This is a genomic window from Candidatus Kaelpia aquatica, from assembly GCA_030765335.1.
Lineage (GTDB): Bacteria > Omnitrophota > Gorgyraeia > Kaelpiales > Kaelpiaceae > Kaelpia > Kaelpia aquatica.
In genome coordinates, this window is sequence record JAVCCU010000019.1 from 1 (window position 1) to 14,918 (window position 14,918).

At 36.5% G+C, this 14,918-nt stretch carries 17 protein-coding genes; all 17 read right to left on the reverse strand.

Going from position 1 to position 14,918, the window contains the following annotated elements; genetic code table 11:
* The coding region (locus P9X27_03185; protein ID MDP8253384.1) for a hypothetical protein at positions 1-806 on the reverse strand (806 nt) is incomplete at its 3' end.
* Positions 807-1,228: 422 nt separating this feature from the next.
* Positions 1,229-1,969, reverse strand: a complete 741-nt coding sequence (locus P9X27_03190) for a DUF3108 domain-containing protein (GenBank protein MDP8253385.1) — start codon at positions 1,967-1,969, stop codon at positions 1,229-1,231.
* A 53-nt stretch (positions 1,970-2,022) separates the two neighbouring features.
* Positions 2,023-3,990 carry a glycosyltransferase family 9 protein gene (locus P9X27_03195; GenBank protein MDP8253386.1) on the reverse strand — a complete coding sequence of 656 codons (1,968 nt, stop codon included), beginning with the start codon at positions 3,988-3,990 and terminating at the stop codon, positions 2,023-2,025.
* 28 nt (positions 3,991-4,018) lie between these two features.
* Positions 4,019-4,810, reverse strand: a complete 792-nt coding sequence (locus tag P9X27_03200) for a tRNA (adenine-N1)-methyltransferase (GenBank protein MDP8253387.1) — start codon at positions 4,808-4,810, stop codon at positions 4,019-4,021.
* A complete protein-coding gene (locus P9X27_03205) occupies positions 4,791-5,702 on the reverse strand; it encodes an ATP-binding protein (protein MDP8253388.1) in 912 nt (303 codons plus the stop codon). Before P9X27_03205 ends, P9X27_03200 begins: the two co-directional genes overlap by 20 nt.
* Positions 5,703-5,706: 4 nt before the next feature.
* Complete coding sequence (locus tag P9X27_03210) at positions 5,707-6,810, reverse strand: ATP-binding protein (protein ID MDP8253389.1); 1,104 nt, start codon at positions 6,808-6,810, stop codon at positions 5,707-5,709.
* A gap of 36 nt (positions 6,811-6,846) precedes the next feature.
* A complete protein-coding gene (locus tag P9X27_03215) occupies positions 6,847-8,331 on the reverse strand; it encodes a glycosyltransferase family 39 protein (protein MDP8253390.1) in 1,485 nt (494 codons plus the stop codon).
* Positions 8,332-8,598 (reverse strand): lipid-A-disaccharide synthase N-terminal domain-containing protein, encoded by a 267-nt coding sequence (locus P9X27_03220; GenBank protein ID MDP8253391.1) that lies wholly within the window; start codon positions 8,596-8,598, stop codon positions 8,332-8,334. It abuts the gene before it with no gap.
* Complete coding sequence (locus P9X27_03225) at positions 8,595-9,305, reverse strand: glycosyltransferase family 2 protein (protein MDP8253392.1); 711 nt, start codon at positions 9,303-9,305, stop codon at positions 8,595-8,597. The genes P9X27_03220 and P9X27_03225 overlap by 4 nt, the downstream gene beginning before the upstream one ends.
* A 51-nt stretch (positions 9,306-9,356) precedes the next feature.
* Positions 9,357-9,689 (reverse strand): hypothetical protein, encoded by a 333-nt coding sequence (locus P9X27_03230; GenBank protein ID MDP8253393.1) that lies wholly within the window; start codon positions 9,687-9,689, stop codon positions 9,357-9,359.
* Positions 9,686-10,216 carry a prepilin-type N-terminal cleavage/methylation domain-containing protein gene (locus P9X27_03235; protein ID MDP8253394.1) on the reverse strand — a complete coding sequence of 177 codons (531 nt, stop codon included), beginning with the start codon at positions 10,214-10,216 and terminating at the stop codon, positions 9,686-9,688. The genes P9X27_03230 and P9X27_03235 overlap by 4 nt, the downstream gene beginning before the upstream one ends.
* Positions 10,194-10,679 (reverse strand): hypothetical protein, encoded by a 486-nt coding sequence (locus tag P9X27_03240; GenBank protein MDP8253395.1) that lies wholly within the window; start codon positions 10,677-10,679, stop codon positions 10,194-10,196. Before P9X27_03240 ends, P9X27_03235 begins: the two co-directional genes overlap by 23 nt.
* Entirely contained in the window at positions 10,676-11,173 is a 498-nt protein-coding gene (locus P9X27_03245; GenBank protein ID MDP8253396.1) for a prepilin-type N-terminal cleavage/methylation domain-containing protein, read from the reverse strand. Before P9X27_03245 ends, P9X27_03240 begins: the two co-directional genes overlap by 4 nt.
* A gap of 57 nt (positions 11,174-11,230) precedes the next feature.
* Positions 11,231-12,364 carry a radical SAM protein gene (locus P9X27_03250; protein ID MDP8253397.1) on the reverse strand — a complete coding sequence of 378 codons (1,134 nt, stop codon included), beginning with the start codon at positions 12,362-12,364 and terminating at the stop codon, positions 11,231-11,233.
* A gap of 4 nt (positions 12,365-12,368) precedes the next feature.
* On the reverse strand, positions 12,369-13,184 hold the full coding sequence (locus P9X27_03255) for a hypothetical protein (GenBank protein MDP8253398.1): 816 nt from the start codon (positions 13,182-13,184) through the stop codon (positions 12,369-12,371).
* A 7-nt stretch (positions 13,185-13,191) separates the two neighbouring features.
* Positions 13,192-13,830: a class I SAM-dependent methyltransferase gene (locus P9X27_03260; protein ID MDP8253399.1), complete on the reverse strand. Its 639-nt coding sequence runs from the start codon at positions 13,828-13,830 to the stop codon at positions 13,192-13,194.
* A gap of 1 nt (position 13,831) precedes the next feature.
* The gene (locus tag P9X27_03265) at positions 13,832-14,899 is read right to left on the reverse strand and encodes a glycosyltransferase family 9 protein (GenBank protein ID MDP8253400.1); all 1,068 of its coding nucleotides are present in this window, start codon (positions 14,897-14,899) and stop codon (positions 13,832-13,834) included.
* Between the last annotated feature and the right edge of the window lie 19 nt (positions 14,900-14,918).

The window sequence follows — 14,918 nt, forward strand, 5'->3', positions numbered from 1 at the left end:
TCTACAATGACGCCTACAGAGGCAACGTCTCCTATCTTGCCGAGTGCATCTAACATCGCTACCTTTGTATCGTTGTTAGACTCTTCAACAAGAGCCTGCTCTAACTCTACGCGGCCTAGGCCCAGATAACCTAATCCTACTGCAGCTGCACATCGTAAAGGCCAGTCTTTCTCTTGAAGCATCTGCTTAAATAATGGTGATGAGGATTCGTCCCCAAGTAAACCTAATGCTCCCGATAAAGCAGCCGCCATATCTTGAGGTACATCACTTCTATTGAAACATTTTTCTAAATGTTCATGCAAAAGAGATGCCGCAGCTTCATCGCCCAATACTCCTAAGGTTCTAACACAAGCTATCTGTAACTCTTCATCGTCTGTCTCTGTAAACAATCTGACTAAATCAGAACCCGCTTCTTTATGTTTTATAACACCTAAGAATTTAATAAATGATTTTTTATCATAATTATTATTGCTTAATCTCAAAGTCTCTAAAACAGTAGCCCCGTATACGCTGAGATCTACAGAGGAGTCACGTTGAGCATGGTATAATAAGCCGGTAAGAGCCTCTTCTTTTGATTCTTCACCTTGAGGATTAACAAATTCTGCTGCAATCTCATCTACGCTAACTTCATACCACCAGGGTGGAGCATCATATTCAACACCATTAATAACCATAGCAGCAATAGAATATCCTGCTACAAACCATAATAATAAATAACCATACGCTTCTACTTCCCTTGTTGGGTATATCCCAGAAGATGAGATCAGAAATACAACTGCTAAAAAAATACATATCAATCTCTTCATTGTTCTACCTCCTGTATGCTTTTATTAACATTGCCAAACCCGTAAATTTCATACAACATTTATACCATATAAATCCAACTTGTCAAATTACTTTTAAATGTTTTTATTTTGCTTGTTACAACTAAAACTCTTAGTGTCCAAAAAGTGTCCAGAATAGGTGGCAATACATGGTAATAGACGATAATAGGTGGTAATACAGGTAAGTCGCTAACTGGTTTATTTTAAAGGGAATAAATACAATACCTTGATTTTGTTGAAGTTACAGAAAACACCTGAATCTCATTGCGAACGAGATGCTCTCCCAACTGAGCTACACCCCCTGTATATCAACTAAGCCGTTGAATTTATAACACTACCAAAGCCAATCAAACTTATCAATGCTAAAATCTAAGACAAATAAATCGGAAAATAACAGTACATTATTATTTCTCTAAAGCCGCCCTTACAGTCCCCACAACAGGGATATTGATGTTGAACTGAGCCAAGAGCGGGACTTTCTTTTTATCACCGGAGAACCAGATCCAGGCCTCTCCTCTTGCCTTCTCTTGTCCACTCGATGCTTTAATATTGACTAAAACAACATCTGGAGTACCATGCCCGCGTAGCTCGAGAAGCCCCTTCTTCACAACTTCAATATCTATCTGCCATATTTTTGCTCTTTGAATCGCTTTAAAGCTATGGAGGCCTTTATCAAAATCAGAGGTTCTAAATTTATAGAAGCAGCTGAAAAAATCATAATAGTCAGGCTCTAGATCTATCTCTTTCTTAGAATCATCAAGGAGAGAGTGGTATATTAACTTATTATTCTTATAATCAAATATTGTCTCTGATTCAGAACGATACCCGCCCTCTCTTCTTTTGACTATATAGGCCAAAGGTTTTAAGCTCTTGCTATCGATATAAGAATGGAACTCATCTTTAACTTTAAATATAAAGTTTAAAACCTTATGCGTCCGCATTGTTATAACTATATGATAGCATTCAACTCCATTGTATTCTTCTAACCCTAGATTCTTAAATTCAGCCTCGGCAACAATCAATCCAAGCCAGCGAATCTTATAGAGATGCTCCTCATGAGCAAAATCGGCCACTTCACTTCTTGGTATAACAATATCTTTTTCTTGCCACTCTCTGCTGTAGATAGCAGGTGACTGCATAGCCATTCTTCTGGCACAAGAGATATTTACAATTAAGATGAGGATTAACAGTAACCTCTTTATATCTGGACCTCACTTATCATCTTTACAAACTGACCATAGACTCTATCGACTGCAATATTCTTAAGACAGATAAAACCTTTTTTGCAGTTATGAGCAAGGCATTCCTTACATCCTGAATCTTCATATATTACTTTAGCATGCTCTCCCAAAGGACCCCAGCGCTTATACGATAGCCCGGCTTGATTTCTTCCAAATATCACAATCAGAGGCTTGTCTAGGCTATCGGCTATATGCATAGGACCTGAATCATTGGATATCATAAGAGAAGCCCTTGATATTAAAGCCACCGATCTCTCTAAAGTAATGTTGTAATAAAGATAGGGACTAATCTCTGGATGCTGATTCAATCTATCTCTTAGTTCTTCATCGTCAGGACCTAATATAAATATAACCTCTAAGTTGTTTTTGAGCTTTATTCTTTTTGAAAGTTCTATGAAATTTTCTAAATCCCAAAGTTTTGATTTACAAGATGCCCCGGGGTGGATAACAGCAAAGCGGGTTATATTTTTACTTTGAAGCTCTCTATCTACCCACTCTAAAGCACCTCTATCTGGAACTATAAACTGATTTAAAGATATCTTATCAATACCTATTTTTCTAAGAAGATCGAAATTATATTCTGCTTCTGACTTCTCACCTTCCTGCTTCTTATGTTCAACCCTCATATTATTAAGTAAGCCCAGCTTAGAATCATAGCCCACTCTTTTTGGAATACTCCCGAGAAAAGAGAGCAAATGATTTCTATTTGTAGGATGGAGATGTACAGATAGATCAAACTTCCTCTCTCTGATCTCTCTAAGCAATCTTAAAAACCCTAAGATACCTTTATGATTTTTATCTTTATCTAAACCAATTACTTCATCGATATAAGGATTGTCTTTTAAAAGCGCTACCGTCTTAGAGTTAGAGAGAAAACAGATGTATGCATTGGGAAATTTATTTCGTACCGCCTCAATGGCCGGAGTAGTAAGCAGTAAGTCTCCCATCCTATCTGTACGACTAAGAAGAATCCTGTTATATTCATTGCTCCCATCCCTTTTCTTACCATCCAGTATCTTCTCGATAATATTTAAAACATAGTACGGTTTAATAGACTCCAGGCATCTCTTGTCGGAAAAGATGCATTGAGCCTTCTCACAAGGCGAACAAGAATAGCTTCTCTTAATAAGAGCTGAATTATCTGCTAATGGCCCATATTTAACCGCAGGTGTAGGGCCAAATATTGCAACCGTAGGTCTATTTGAGCTTGAAGACAGATGTAGAGATGCGCTGTCATTTGTTATAACTATCTCTGCCCCTGCTATTAAACAGGCTAACTGGGGTATAGTAGTCTTAGCTCCAAGGTTCTTAACCCTGCCATCTAGGACCAACTCTTCTAAGACACTCTTCTCCTGGTCGTTGCCTGTTAAGACAATGTCTAAATCGGGATATTTCATCAGGAGAAGTGCTATTAAAGCCTTGTAATGCTTTAGAGGCCAAGACTTGGTAAAACTCTTTGCAGTAGCAGAGATCACTAGATACTTATTGAGCCCAAATGAATCTATATGCTCTCTCTCTTTATCGCTCCATAAAACTTTAGGCTTAAAGATACCGAGCTCTTCTTTGCTGAAAAGCTCTCTTAAAGCCATGTTATGCTTAAGATATGCATGAGCCTTGACTTTCTTGCTCTTTAAAGAGTGAAACGATATTAAAAAAGATGCGAAGATATTCTTTAAATCTACAACTAAATCATAATTCTGTTTTCTCAAACTTATAAAAAATCTAAACTTATCTAAGAAAGAGAGGCTCTTCTTGTATAGGTGAATCCGGTTGACTCTATCATCACAAGAGAATACGCCCTGAGCTCTCTCATCAACCACGATATCTAAAACAAGGTTAGGAAATTTGGCTTTTAAAGCTTCTAACACTCCTGTTGTTAAGACAGCATCGCCTATATTGCTTAAGGTTATAATAAGTATCTTCACATTAAAAATTAAAAACTAAATAATGAATCTATTTTTTAATATTTGGAGAACCCTTAAATCTAGCAAATACCATAAACCCTGTATGGCCTACCATTCTATGTTGAGGTCTAACGCTATAGCCCTTTATCTGCCAAGGCCTAAGCAGCACCTCAACTATCTCTATATCTAGAAACGATTCAGTTGCTTCTAGTTCTTTAACAAACCTCTCGGCTTGAATAATGGTCGGTATGTAGGAAGAGAAACTCCCTCCTCTTCGTAAAGATTTAACCGCCTCAGGTATAACCTCCCAGGGTTGAGAGAAGTCCAGCACTATAGCATCCAGATTATCCTCGTCTATCACATTAGAAATATCCTGCTGTTTTAAGGTTACATTGCTGGGGAATTTATTATAAAACTTCTCTAAATTTTTCCGTGCAACATCCTGCAATTCAGAACGGTTGTCATATGAGTATATATGCCCTTTTTTACCCACATAACGACTCAACGCTAAGAGTAATGCCCCAGAGCCTGTCCCTGCTTCAACAATCCTGTCTCCAGGCTTTATATCCGCTAAAAAGAGTATAATCCCTATATCTTTAGGGTGTATTATGGCTGTCTTTCTGCCCATCTTGTGTATAAAATCATTTAAGGTAGGATAGAATACGGAGACCTCTCTATTTGTAGATGTTAAAAATACCTCCCCCTCTTCCTTCCCAATCATATCCTTGTGATGGACTATTCCTACATGAGATTGAAACCTTCCTTTAGAATCTAATTTTTGAAGATAGGTTTTGTTTTTATCATCCCTTACTATGACAAGTTCATTTTTCTTGAAACTCATATCTAGCTTTCTCCTTTTCTATTAATTTACAATATGAACAGACCTCTTGAGTTGTCAACATACCGCACCTAGAGCATTCATTTAGACAGAGCCCCTCATCTCTCTCAAATATATCTTTCTTTTTATCCAAAAACTGAAATAGAAAACTACTCTTTGTACCTGGAGAATGTTCTTCTATCAAATCAAGAGCCTCTTTATATACGTCCTGAGTATTGCCTTTTTTAAACGGACAGCTATCACTAAGGTAATCTATGCCTTCTAGGTCAGCATAGGTCTTTATCTCATATTCACTCATTTTATATAGCGGCTTTACTCGGCTGATAAGCTTAGAACCTACTGCATCAAGCCTGGGATACTGCCTCCTAATATAGCCTAGCTGCCAACGTAATATATTACCAAGCAGGGTTGCACTCTCATCGTCTAAATTATGCCCTGTAGCTATGACTGAAAAACCGTTCTCATAAGCATATCTATTCAGCCAGTATCTTTTAATCATCCCGCATACTGAACAGAATCTCTTCTTTTTCAACATCGTTCTTATGTCAAACCCTGTTAACTCTTCAATCTTTAGTACCTTAAACTTAAGCCCTCTCTCTTTTGCAAAGTTAGAAATCTTATTCTTACTGGCACTGGAGAAACCCTCTATGCCTAGGTCTAAAAAAATACCCTCGCTCTTATAGGCCAGCTTATTAATAAGATGCCAGCAAAGTAGTGAATCTTTACCGCCTGAAACAGCAACAAGGACAGGCTCCTGCCTACTAAACATCTCCATATCTGCTACCGCCCGCCTAAATTGTCTATCCAGAAAAACCCTAAAATCCTCTTCACAAAGTTTTAAATTATGACTCTTTAATTTAAGCGAAGCTTCATTACCGCAAATTTTACAATTCATATTTTTATCTAAATCTTAAAATATATTCTGCAAACATCCTATCTAAGATTCTATATTTTTTATCATCCCGCCGCAAAATAAGGTTCTTATCGACCAATCTATAGACGAAATTTTTAATATTAGAGACAGGGTAGTTTTTTATCTTCTCTTCAAAAATGATTATATCTTTTAGTTGAGTGAGACTAAGGTAGTCTCCCTTCTCTGCAAATATATGAAGTAATTCTTTCTCTCTCTCGCTGGCTTTATCATAGAGTGAAGAAAAATATTCAATACCAAGATCCTTTAATGTGTTGAGCAGTGAAACCTCCCAGCACTCTTTACTTACAACCCCTTTTATCTGATTATCATAAAGATGGTTTGCCAAGAGCTGCAGCTCATAAGGATGGCCTTCGGAGTAATCCCAACAATTATCCATAATACTGCTTTCAAAGATAACCCCTGTACCATTAAGAGTGTTCTTCACTGTAGCCATCAGGCTATCTTTTGGGAGTTTATCCAATATCTGTTTCTTTCTAAAAAATCTGCCTATAGGATCATATCTTTTTAAAAAATCCGTCCAGCCCGAGGGGGTTGAGGCAAGCACAAAAAGAATATTGGTCTCTTTTATCAAATCTTCATTTGAGAGAGCAATCCTTAGGAGATCTAAGACCTTAGGCATCTCAGATATATTCTGAATATCATCGACCAAAACCACCAACATCTGAGAGTTTGAACCTTTAAATATACTCTTTAACGCTTCAACAAGTGAGATGGCTGCATTCTTTGATCTATTTTGAAAAGAAGAGAGGTCTATATCTAGGCCGAGGCCGAAAGTTATCTCCTCGACAATTGACGACAGGACATCCCTGTAAGAATCTCTAGGACCGCTCTTGGCTAAAGAGGTATATGCTGCCTTACAAGATTCATTCTGAGAGATTTTCTTGTAATATTTAAGAAGAGATGTCTTACCCCTTCCCCATTCTCCTAAAAGCAGTAGATGGAAATACTCTCTCTCTTTTCTTTTCTGCAAGAGGCTGGAGAAATCTTTAACCAGCTGCTCTCTCCCGCCTAAAATCCTTGGCTCAAGACCTGATTGCGGAGTAAAAGGATTGGTCAATATTTCAGCCATAAAGGGATTTTATATCTTTTGGGTTGCAGAATCAAACTATTTTTGTAACTTTTGTACCTTAATCAAATAATATTTATCTGTCTCAGATATTATATCAAGAGCAGGCAGCCTCTCCTTCAAAAAAGAGAGCTCCTCCTTAGGGATTATGATATCGCTGCCTTTAAAATTTTCTATTTCTTTTATCTCCTTTACTTGAGATTTAGAATAAAAGAGAATGCTGGGCTTAAAGAACTTCCAAGTGTAGATAACCTCGACATCTAAGTCTCTGCCTTTAAAGAGATTCTCGGTCGAGCGGTAATTGGAGAATGCATCTCCGTAAGCTATCAAAAGATAGAAGTATATCAAGGTAGGCGCTAGAGAAAGATATGGAAACTGGGTTTTGAGCTTTCTCCTATGCAATATCAACAGAGGAAGAGCTATGAGAAATATTATCAAAGCTATGTTTTTAAAAGGTATATCTAACCCAACATCTATGAAATCTGAGACTATAAATCTAAGAGCAAAGCTGACAGCCGCTAGCATAAAAAAGAAGAACAATCCAACTCTTGTCCTCTTCTCCCAAGCTCTCTCTACGCTATTACTAAGCACTACGGCTAATGGCGGAAAGATAGATAGAATATAGGTTGGAAGCTTACTCTTGCAGAGGCTAAAAAATATAACTGCTGTAAAAATATAGCTTATTAAAAACCTATTCAACTTAATTGTTAAATCAGACTTTCTTAAACCAAATAAGAATAGTATCCAAGGTAGAGACCCTATAAATATTAAAGGAATATAATAATAAAAAGGCTCTCTATGTACAAAACCTCCTTGAAATCTTCCCAGAGTCTCTTGTCTTATGAGCTCTAAAAACTCAACTTGGCCTATTTTTAAAAAAAGAATCAAATACCAAAACCCGCCTATTAAAAACATGAGCATAATACCCCAAGGATTTAAAAATCTCCTTAAATAATGTGAATCTTTTTCGATAATAGAGAAGATCGAGACAGATAAAAATATTAAGATCACCCCTACAGGTCCTTTGGTAGCCAAAGACAGACCAGCAAAAATAAAAGATAGCAGTATAAACTTCTTGTTGCTCAAGCTGCGCCAAAAAGCAAAGATAGAAAAAACAATAAAAGCCGTGAAAAGCATGTCTGTTATAGCAATGCGCGAACTTATTAAGAAAGCAGGAAAGCTAAGTAAGATTAAGGTTGGAATAAAAGAATTTTTATTTTTCTCTCTTTTTATAAAAAAATACAATCCTAAAATCAAAGCCAATCCAGATAGCGCCGATGGAAAACGAGCTGCAAACTCATTGACACCGAATATCTTATAAGATGCCACAATAGTCCAATAGAAAAGAATCGGCTTGTTAACCCGCGGAGCTGAGTTAAGAAGAGGGATAAGGTATTGATTCGAAGCCATCATCTCTCGGGCAGACTCTGCATAACGACCCTCATCGGGGTCTATCAAAGAGAGGTGGCCCAATAAAAAAAAGAGAATAAATGCAGAGATTAAAACAAGGCCTATTGTTTTCACTTAATCAACTTGATGTTTCTTATGTATTAAATAAAGATTACGCGAGTATATAATCACGCCTACTGACTGCCCTAACATAAAAACAGGATCTTTGCGAAATATAGAATAACTTAAAAGCAATACGCCTCCTGCTATGCTAAAATACCAAAACGATACTGGGACTATACTCTTCTTCCTCTTCTCAGACGCAAGCCATTGAATTAAAAAACGCATAGAGAACATTATCTGCCCCAAAAAACCCACTAGAAGCCAGAGATTTGTATTCATAACTCCTCCTTAATATGAGGTTTAATATAATTTTTTTTCATCCAGAGAACAATAAATGTATCTACTAAAGATTTAAGCATCCTGTTTTTTATCCCATATTTACTCTTACCGAATTTTCTCTTTCTATGATTGACCTCAACCTCTATAACAGATGCTCCATGGAGTTTAAGCAGGGAGGGGAGGAATCTGTGAAAACCGCGAAACATCTCTATCTTAGCCAAAACATCCCTTCTATATACTTTAAGCATGCAGCCTGTATCTTTAATATCATCTTTTATAATTTTGTTTCTTATGCTATTTGCTATCTTTGACGCAAACTTCTTTTTAAAAGAGTCCGCTCTATTTTTTCTCCACCCTGAAACAACATCATAACCTTTTTCAAGATAAGGAAGCAGTTTTAGAATTTCAGTAGGATCATTCTGCAAATCTGAATCCATAGTTACTACAATATCACCACTGGCCCTGTCAAAACCGACCTTTAAAGCGCTGGATTGCCCATAGTTCTTTTCAAAAGACAGAACCTCAACAGTCTGGTCTTCTCTTTTTATACTTTTGATAATATCCAAGCTATTATCAGTAGAACCATCATCTATAAAGATAATCTCAGACTCAATGGCAGCAGAGTTGATGAGGCCTTTAAGCTCTTCATAGAGAATCGGGATGTTCTCTTCTTCATTATATACCGGGATTACAAATGAAATCTTCATAAGGTTATTGGATTTTAGTGTTTAACCATAATAAAATCAAGTCTAAATAGACTATTCCGATATTTCACTTTCAATGCTTATCTCAACCGGATCTCCAGGAGCTCCAGTAATTATAGCCGTATAACTGCCGTTAAGTCCCGCTATATCCACACTTTCATTTAATCCTGCAGTTCTATAGCTCCAGTCATCGTAGAGCTTCTGCTTTGCCCTCTCAACTCCCATATCATTGACACACATAGTCTGAACCATACGGTAGAACCCTTTCGCTATCTCTGTTCTATTGGCAAAAACAGAGGCAAGCATCATTCCAAAAATAGAGAATAACATCATTAGAAATATTACCAAAAGAAGAGCCAGTCCATCTTTTTTAATTAAATTATTCATCTAGATAAAAAGTTTCTCGGAAAGACATAAGAGTTAAAAGCACTGCTCTGATCACCTTTATAAGCATTAAATCTTAAGTATAAATACCAGATATCTTCAATCTGTGCAGCAGATAGAATTCCAGCAACAGGAATAATCTCGGCATTGCTCTGGTTGTAATACTTTACCTGGAAACTACTAACATTCTTAATTAGGGGCTGAGAGTTTTTATAGATAATATTACTGTTATATACATAAGCAATGCTCTCTGAATCAATATTTGTAAAGGTTACAGCATCATCTGAAGCAAAGCTTATAGTAGGATCGGATGATGAGTCTACGCCTATCTCTTTTAAATCCCGACTCATAAAATCAAGCGCTAACTTAGAGTCCTGCTCTAATGCATATCTCTGAGTTAAAAATTTCCAAGAATCAACCACTCTAAGCACATAGAGCGAAACACCGTAAGAGAAGATTCCCATAAGAACGATGACCATTATTACCTCTATTAATGTAAACGACTTTTTATTTCGTATTATGCCCCGCATAGCTAACTCCATTAGATACAGTTATAGTGTCAAATTGAACATGGTTGGCTAATATATCTATTCTCTTATAATCTGTTACAGCTATAGCTATACTATCCCAATCGGCTGAAGAATCAGGATTATTTACATAATAGACAGAAACAGTAACGGTAATATTAGGATAATCTGAATCTACGAAAGAGTAGCCGTTAAAATCATCAACATCGTCATAGTCAGTCAATGTAGTCTCACCGCTATCTGGTCCTAGATCAGCAGGATCTGTAAAAGGAGAGGAGCCCTCTTCGTCAAAAGACCTGCTTAAGACTAACTCCATATAAGATGCAGCCATACTGGAGGCACGGTTAATATAAATACCTGTATCAGTATCGCGAGAGACAGTAGCAAATAAATTCATCAACGGAATAGTTATTAAGACAAATACTACTATTGAAATTATTATCTCTATAAGAGTTAAGCCTTTCATTGGACCTCCACCCACCCTGTTACAGGATATACTGTGATCGTCTTAGACCTACCCCTATAATTTAAAACTATCGTACTTACTGCCGATAAATCATTGCCGGATGAATCTAAGGGCTCACCTAAAGATGAGAACCTTAGCTCGTTTGAAGAATCTATATTTACTGAGCTTATGCTGACACCTTTATACTCTTCTGTTGTATCTAAATCCAAGCTCATACCTGCCCGGCTATAAGGGTCTATAGCTAAAGTACCTGTATCAACCTCATAGACTTGATAATAATTGGCTGAAACATTAAATTCAACCCCATAGCGCCTATGTTCTGCTATAGAGAGATATTGGGTGTATCTTATGTCAGAACTTATCTTTTGGGCACAGGAATATATTCTAGCATCCAAATAAGAATCAATATTAGGCACAGATATCAGCACTACAAAACCTAAAATTGAGATAAGCATTATAAGCTCAATTAAAGTAAAGCCCTTATTCCTTCGCATATAAAAATATTAGTTAACCTAGTTGTTTTTTACAAGTTTTATATTAAATAGCTCTACTCAAATATAGTCTAGAGAACAGCATCTTTTACATATAGGCAGCAAATTATTGTTTAATATATCTTTACGCAAATTCTGCATGATTTTGCTATCCCAAAGCTCAAGCAGGCTATCTTTAGTTATATTGCCAATCTTTTTGTATATAAAAGGGCATATTAGTACGTCTCCATTCTCTATAACGGTCAAGGAATGTAGATGCTTACAGATCAAATTTTTCTCTTCCCGTGCTTGACCCTGAAAGAATTCAAGCGGGTCTTTTGCTGTAATCCTTGGATATATAGCTGTAAATACAGTGCCTCTTCTCCTTAAACTTATTATCTGATGTATAGCCGCGGTACTTTTTTGTAAATATGCTTTTTTATCACTAAGCTCCTTTTGCTGTATAAAAAAACTGTCATTCTGATTAAAATTCAAAATATCAGATGCTTCTTTAATATCACCCTCTGAATAAAACATTTCAGGCATAAATGTAAGTCTATCGACTTTCAATTTAGAAGCCAAATCCACAAGATAACCGATGGAATCAACATTCTCAGGGATAATAACAGCATAGAGCCCAACTATAAACGGAGCATCGCATAGCCACTCTAATGCTCTATAAGCTCTCTGAAAAGAATCTCCTGATTTTCTTAAATTATTATGGCGCTCCCTATCAGCATCTATTGAGACTGCTATGCTCTCTATATATTTATAAGTTTTCAGCTTCTCTACCTTCTCTTGATCTAAAAGATAGCCGTTGGTACCCAGTTTAACTTTTATCTCTCGAGCCTCTATGAGATCTAGTATCTCAAATATATCCTCTCTGATAAATATCTCACCCCCTACCATCTCTATTAAGTCTAGGCCCCAATCTTTTATGTGATTTAAAAACTTTTCTATCTCTTTTATCCCCAGCTCGCTAAAATTTAAACCCCTTCTCCTAGATTGATGACAGAAATCACAGCTAAGATTGCAGCGCATTGTCGGTTCAAACCAGACTGACCTAGGTTTATCTATATATCCGCTGCTCTTGATTTCTTTCCACGAGGATTTATTGTTCCCACTCCAATAAAGATCGAGAATAACATCTGTTAAACCCCATCTTATAAATTGCTTTAGGAGCCTGCTGCGTAAGATCTTGAGCTTTAAATTCATAACTTTATTTAAACTCTCTGAATTTATAAAAGAAGAAAGAGTTTAAAGAATCAGATAGATTACCGTAGACAATCTTATTTATATTAATATTATTGGGCTTTAAGGTCTGAAAAAAATTCTTTACTTTAAAAGAGACAAAGAGCAAATCAATATCCTTCCCCATAGCAGCTGAGGAATGCATATAGGCAGAGTCTATAACTACATTGATTTTACTTAATTTTTGAACTGCAAAGTTTAAATTAATATTGTCTCTTAGGATAGGTATGAAAAGTTGTTCCTCTTCTAATCCCGCTATCTTTTTAAATTTTAAAGGTAATACTGATTTAAATCCAGGCCCAGAATAGCTGTGAAAGAAACATGCCTCTAGACCAGCGTTATTCTTTGCCCAATCTATATCTCTCTTCTCTAGATATACCCTGCCGTATACTCCATCATCAAAGGTAATATTAATATCGAAACATTTACCTAGGCCCCTATTAACTTGCAGCCTTCTATCGCTATTCTTATTGAATTTAAGATAGTGAGCATCTATATCAGAAGTTCTTAGGTCTTCCACCGCCCTATCTATTCTTTTAAAGCTTTTAATGACCTGAGTTCTATCCCATATCGGGGGGCATCCAAAGAAAACCCTCTCCTTATAAGGAAAGTTATTAAAGAATCCGCAGTTATAGATCTTGTCTCTGACCACCAGTCCGAAGCCAGGATCTCTACCCATGATATATTCTATGCTCGGCATTGATAATATCAAATCGCCTAAACCGTGAGGATGCAAGTAGATCCTCTTTAGATTTTTATTTTGAGCAAAATTTATCTTTTTCATGGTAAGACTATTTTTTACCTATCCAGTATAGAGCACGCGATATAGCCAGATTAGAAAAATTTTTGTTTAAGATCGAAAAAAGGCCATAGAGTAAAGGGCCTCTTCTTGCAATATTCATACCCGGCAGCACACCCTTAAATATTTGCTCCGTAAAATAGCGCTTCATAACCCTTCTTAATTCTAACCAGTTCATTTCCGACAAATGGGTAGGCTCTGGGCTGTCTAAGCCTATGTTGCAAATTAATCTATATATACACCTATTGGGAGATGAGATTATAATCACACCTCCATCAATGAGCAGCTCCTTTATCTTCCTGATATATCTATCTAGCTCACTAAGAGGCAAGTGCTCTATAACCTCAAACATTGTAATTACATCAAACTGCCCTATGTTCTGAGGCAGATTTTCTAGATCCGTATTTATTAACTCTACCCTGCTGTCCACTCTAAATAACTTCCCTGCAGAAGCAATCTTCGCTGAATCTGGCTCCAGCGCTATAGCCTCTTTGAATCTAGAATCTTCCAATATGAAAGCAAGCTTAGAACCGTCTCCAGTTCCAATATCCAAAACTCGCCCCTTGATATAACTCTTTATCACAGCTGCCAAATCCAAACTGATTTTATAATTACATTCTTTCTTTATCACTCTATATTAACCCCTCGGCTCTTAACTTATTATAAACGTCATCAACGCTGATGCTCTTTAAGCAGTCCAACCCTCTAAGGCATTCTATGCTACTCCTGCTTGAGTAGAAGGGGTACTTTAAGCAAGGGGCACAATCAATCTTACTTATTATATAAGAGCTCTTCTTACCACGCGGAGCTGTTCTCATATGATTACTCGGACCAAATATACCTAGAGTCGGAACTGATAGAGTAGAGCTTAAATGCATGAGCCCGGTATCATTAGATATAAATAGTTCACAATGTTTTATAAAGAGAGCCGCTAGATATAGTGGCTGATTATCAATAATAAAGACTCTGGTCTTATCTCCTATACTATCTGCTAACCTACTTTTAAGAGAGCTCTCTTCGTCCCCCCCAAAGATTAAAATAGATGCATCTTTATCTTTAATTAATCTTTGAGAGAGTTCTGCAAATCTTTCTAGAGGCCATCTCTTTTTATGGCCCTGCCAATCTTTATTCCAAAAACCTCCCCCGCCAGGATGAATACCCACTAAAAATCTATTCTTTAAATTTTTATTCTCTAAGTACCGGTCTATAACATCAGGATTATCACCACTAAGCTTAAGATCTAAATCATAGTTAATATTTCCACGCTTACTATTTAAAGCTCCTAAAAGGTTTAAATTTTGCTCTAAATCATGGATGGCTGAATTCACTTCTACTCTATTATTGATTAAAAAATCAAATTTCAAAAAACCAAACTTAAATACATGCGAAACTCTATTTTCTGCTGCAATTAAAAAAGTAAGTATGTTAAAGCCTGCTCTATTTGAAGGAAAAACAGTAAAAGCATAATCGAACTTCTGCTTGCGCAGTTTCAACAGCAAGGCTATATTGGCCAATATTCTTTTTGTAAAAACATAATAGCCGTCTATTAATTCTGCATCTTGCAGCATCTTTCCAAGATCTGCATTTAATAAAACTAACCTTATCTCTGTATTAATGGTAGATCGAAGGTTTTTTAAGAAAGGTATTGCTAGTATGGTATTACCTATACCGGAAAGAGATATAGCAATGGTATTCTTCATATTAAAATTCTGTACTTTT

Excerpts from the sequence above, each read along its gene's own strand:
- P9X27_03220 (MDP8253391.1), bottom strand. The coding sequence starts at position 8,598 with ATGAATACAAATCTCTGGCTTCTAGTGGGTTTTTTGGGGCAGATAATG.
- P9X27_03245 (MDP8253396.1), bottom strand. The coding sequence starts at position 11,173 with ATGCGAAGGAATAAGGGCTTTACTTTAATTGAGCTTATAATGCTTATC.
- P9X27_03190 (MDP8253385.1), bottom strand. The coding sequence starts at position 1,969 with ATGGCTATGCAGTCACCTGCTATCTACAGCAGAGAGTGGCAAGAAAAA.
- P9X27_03240 (MDP8253395.1), bottom strand. The coding sequence starts at position 10,679 with ATGAAAGGCTTAACTCTTATAGAGATAATAATTTCAATAGTAGTATTT.
- P9X27_03265 (MDP8253400.1), bottom strand. The coding sequence starts at position 14,899 with ATGAAGAATACCATTGCTATATCTCTTTCCGGTATAGGTAATACCATA.
- P9X27_03255 (MDP8253398.1), bottom strand. The coding sequence starts at position 13,184 with ATGAAAAAGATAAATTTTGCTCAAAATAAAAATCTAAAGAGGATCTAC.
- P9X27_03230 (MDP8253393.1), bottom strand. The coding sequence starts at position 9,689 with ATGAATAATTTAATTAAAAAAGATGGACTGGCTCTTCTTTTGGTAATA.
- P9X27_03205 (MDP8253388.1), bottom strand. The coding sequence starts at position 5,702 with ATGAATTGTAAAATTTGCGGTAATGAAGCTTCGCTTAAATTAAAGAGT.
- P9X27_03200 (MDP8253387.1), bottom strand. The coding sequence starts at position 4,810 with ATGAGTTTCAAGAAAAATGAACTTGTCATAGTAAGGGATGATAAAAAC.
- P9X27_03225 (MDP8253392.1), bottom strand. The coding sequence starts at position 9,305 with ATGAAGATTTCATTTGTAATCCCGGTATATAATGAAGAAGAGAACATC.
- P9X27_03210 (MDP8253389.1), bottom strand. The coding sequence starts at position 6,810 with ATGGCTGAAATATTGACCAATCCTTTTACTCCGCAATCAGGTCTTGAG.
- P9X27_03235 (MDP8253394.1), bottom strand. The coding sequence starts at position 10,216 with ATGCGGGGCATAATACGAAATAAAAAGTCGTTTACATTAATAGAGGTA.
- P9X27_03250 (MDP8253397.1), bottom strand. The coding sequence starts at position 12,364 with ATGAATTTAAAGCTCAAGATCTTACGCAGCAGGCTCCTAAAGCAATTT.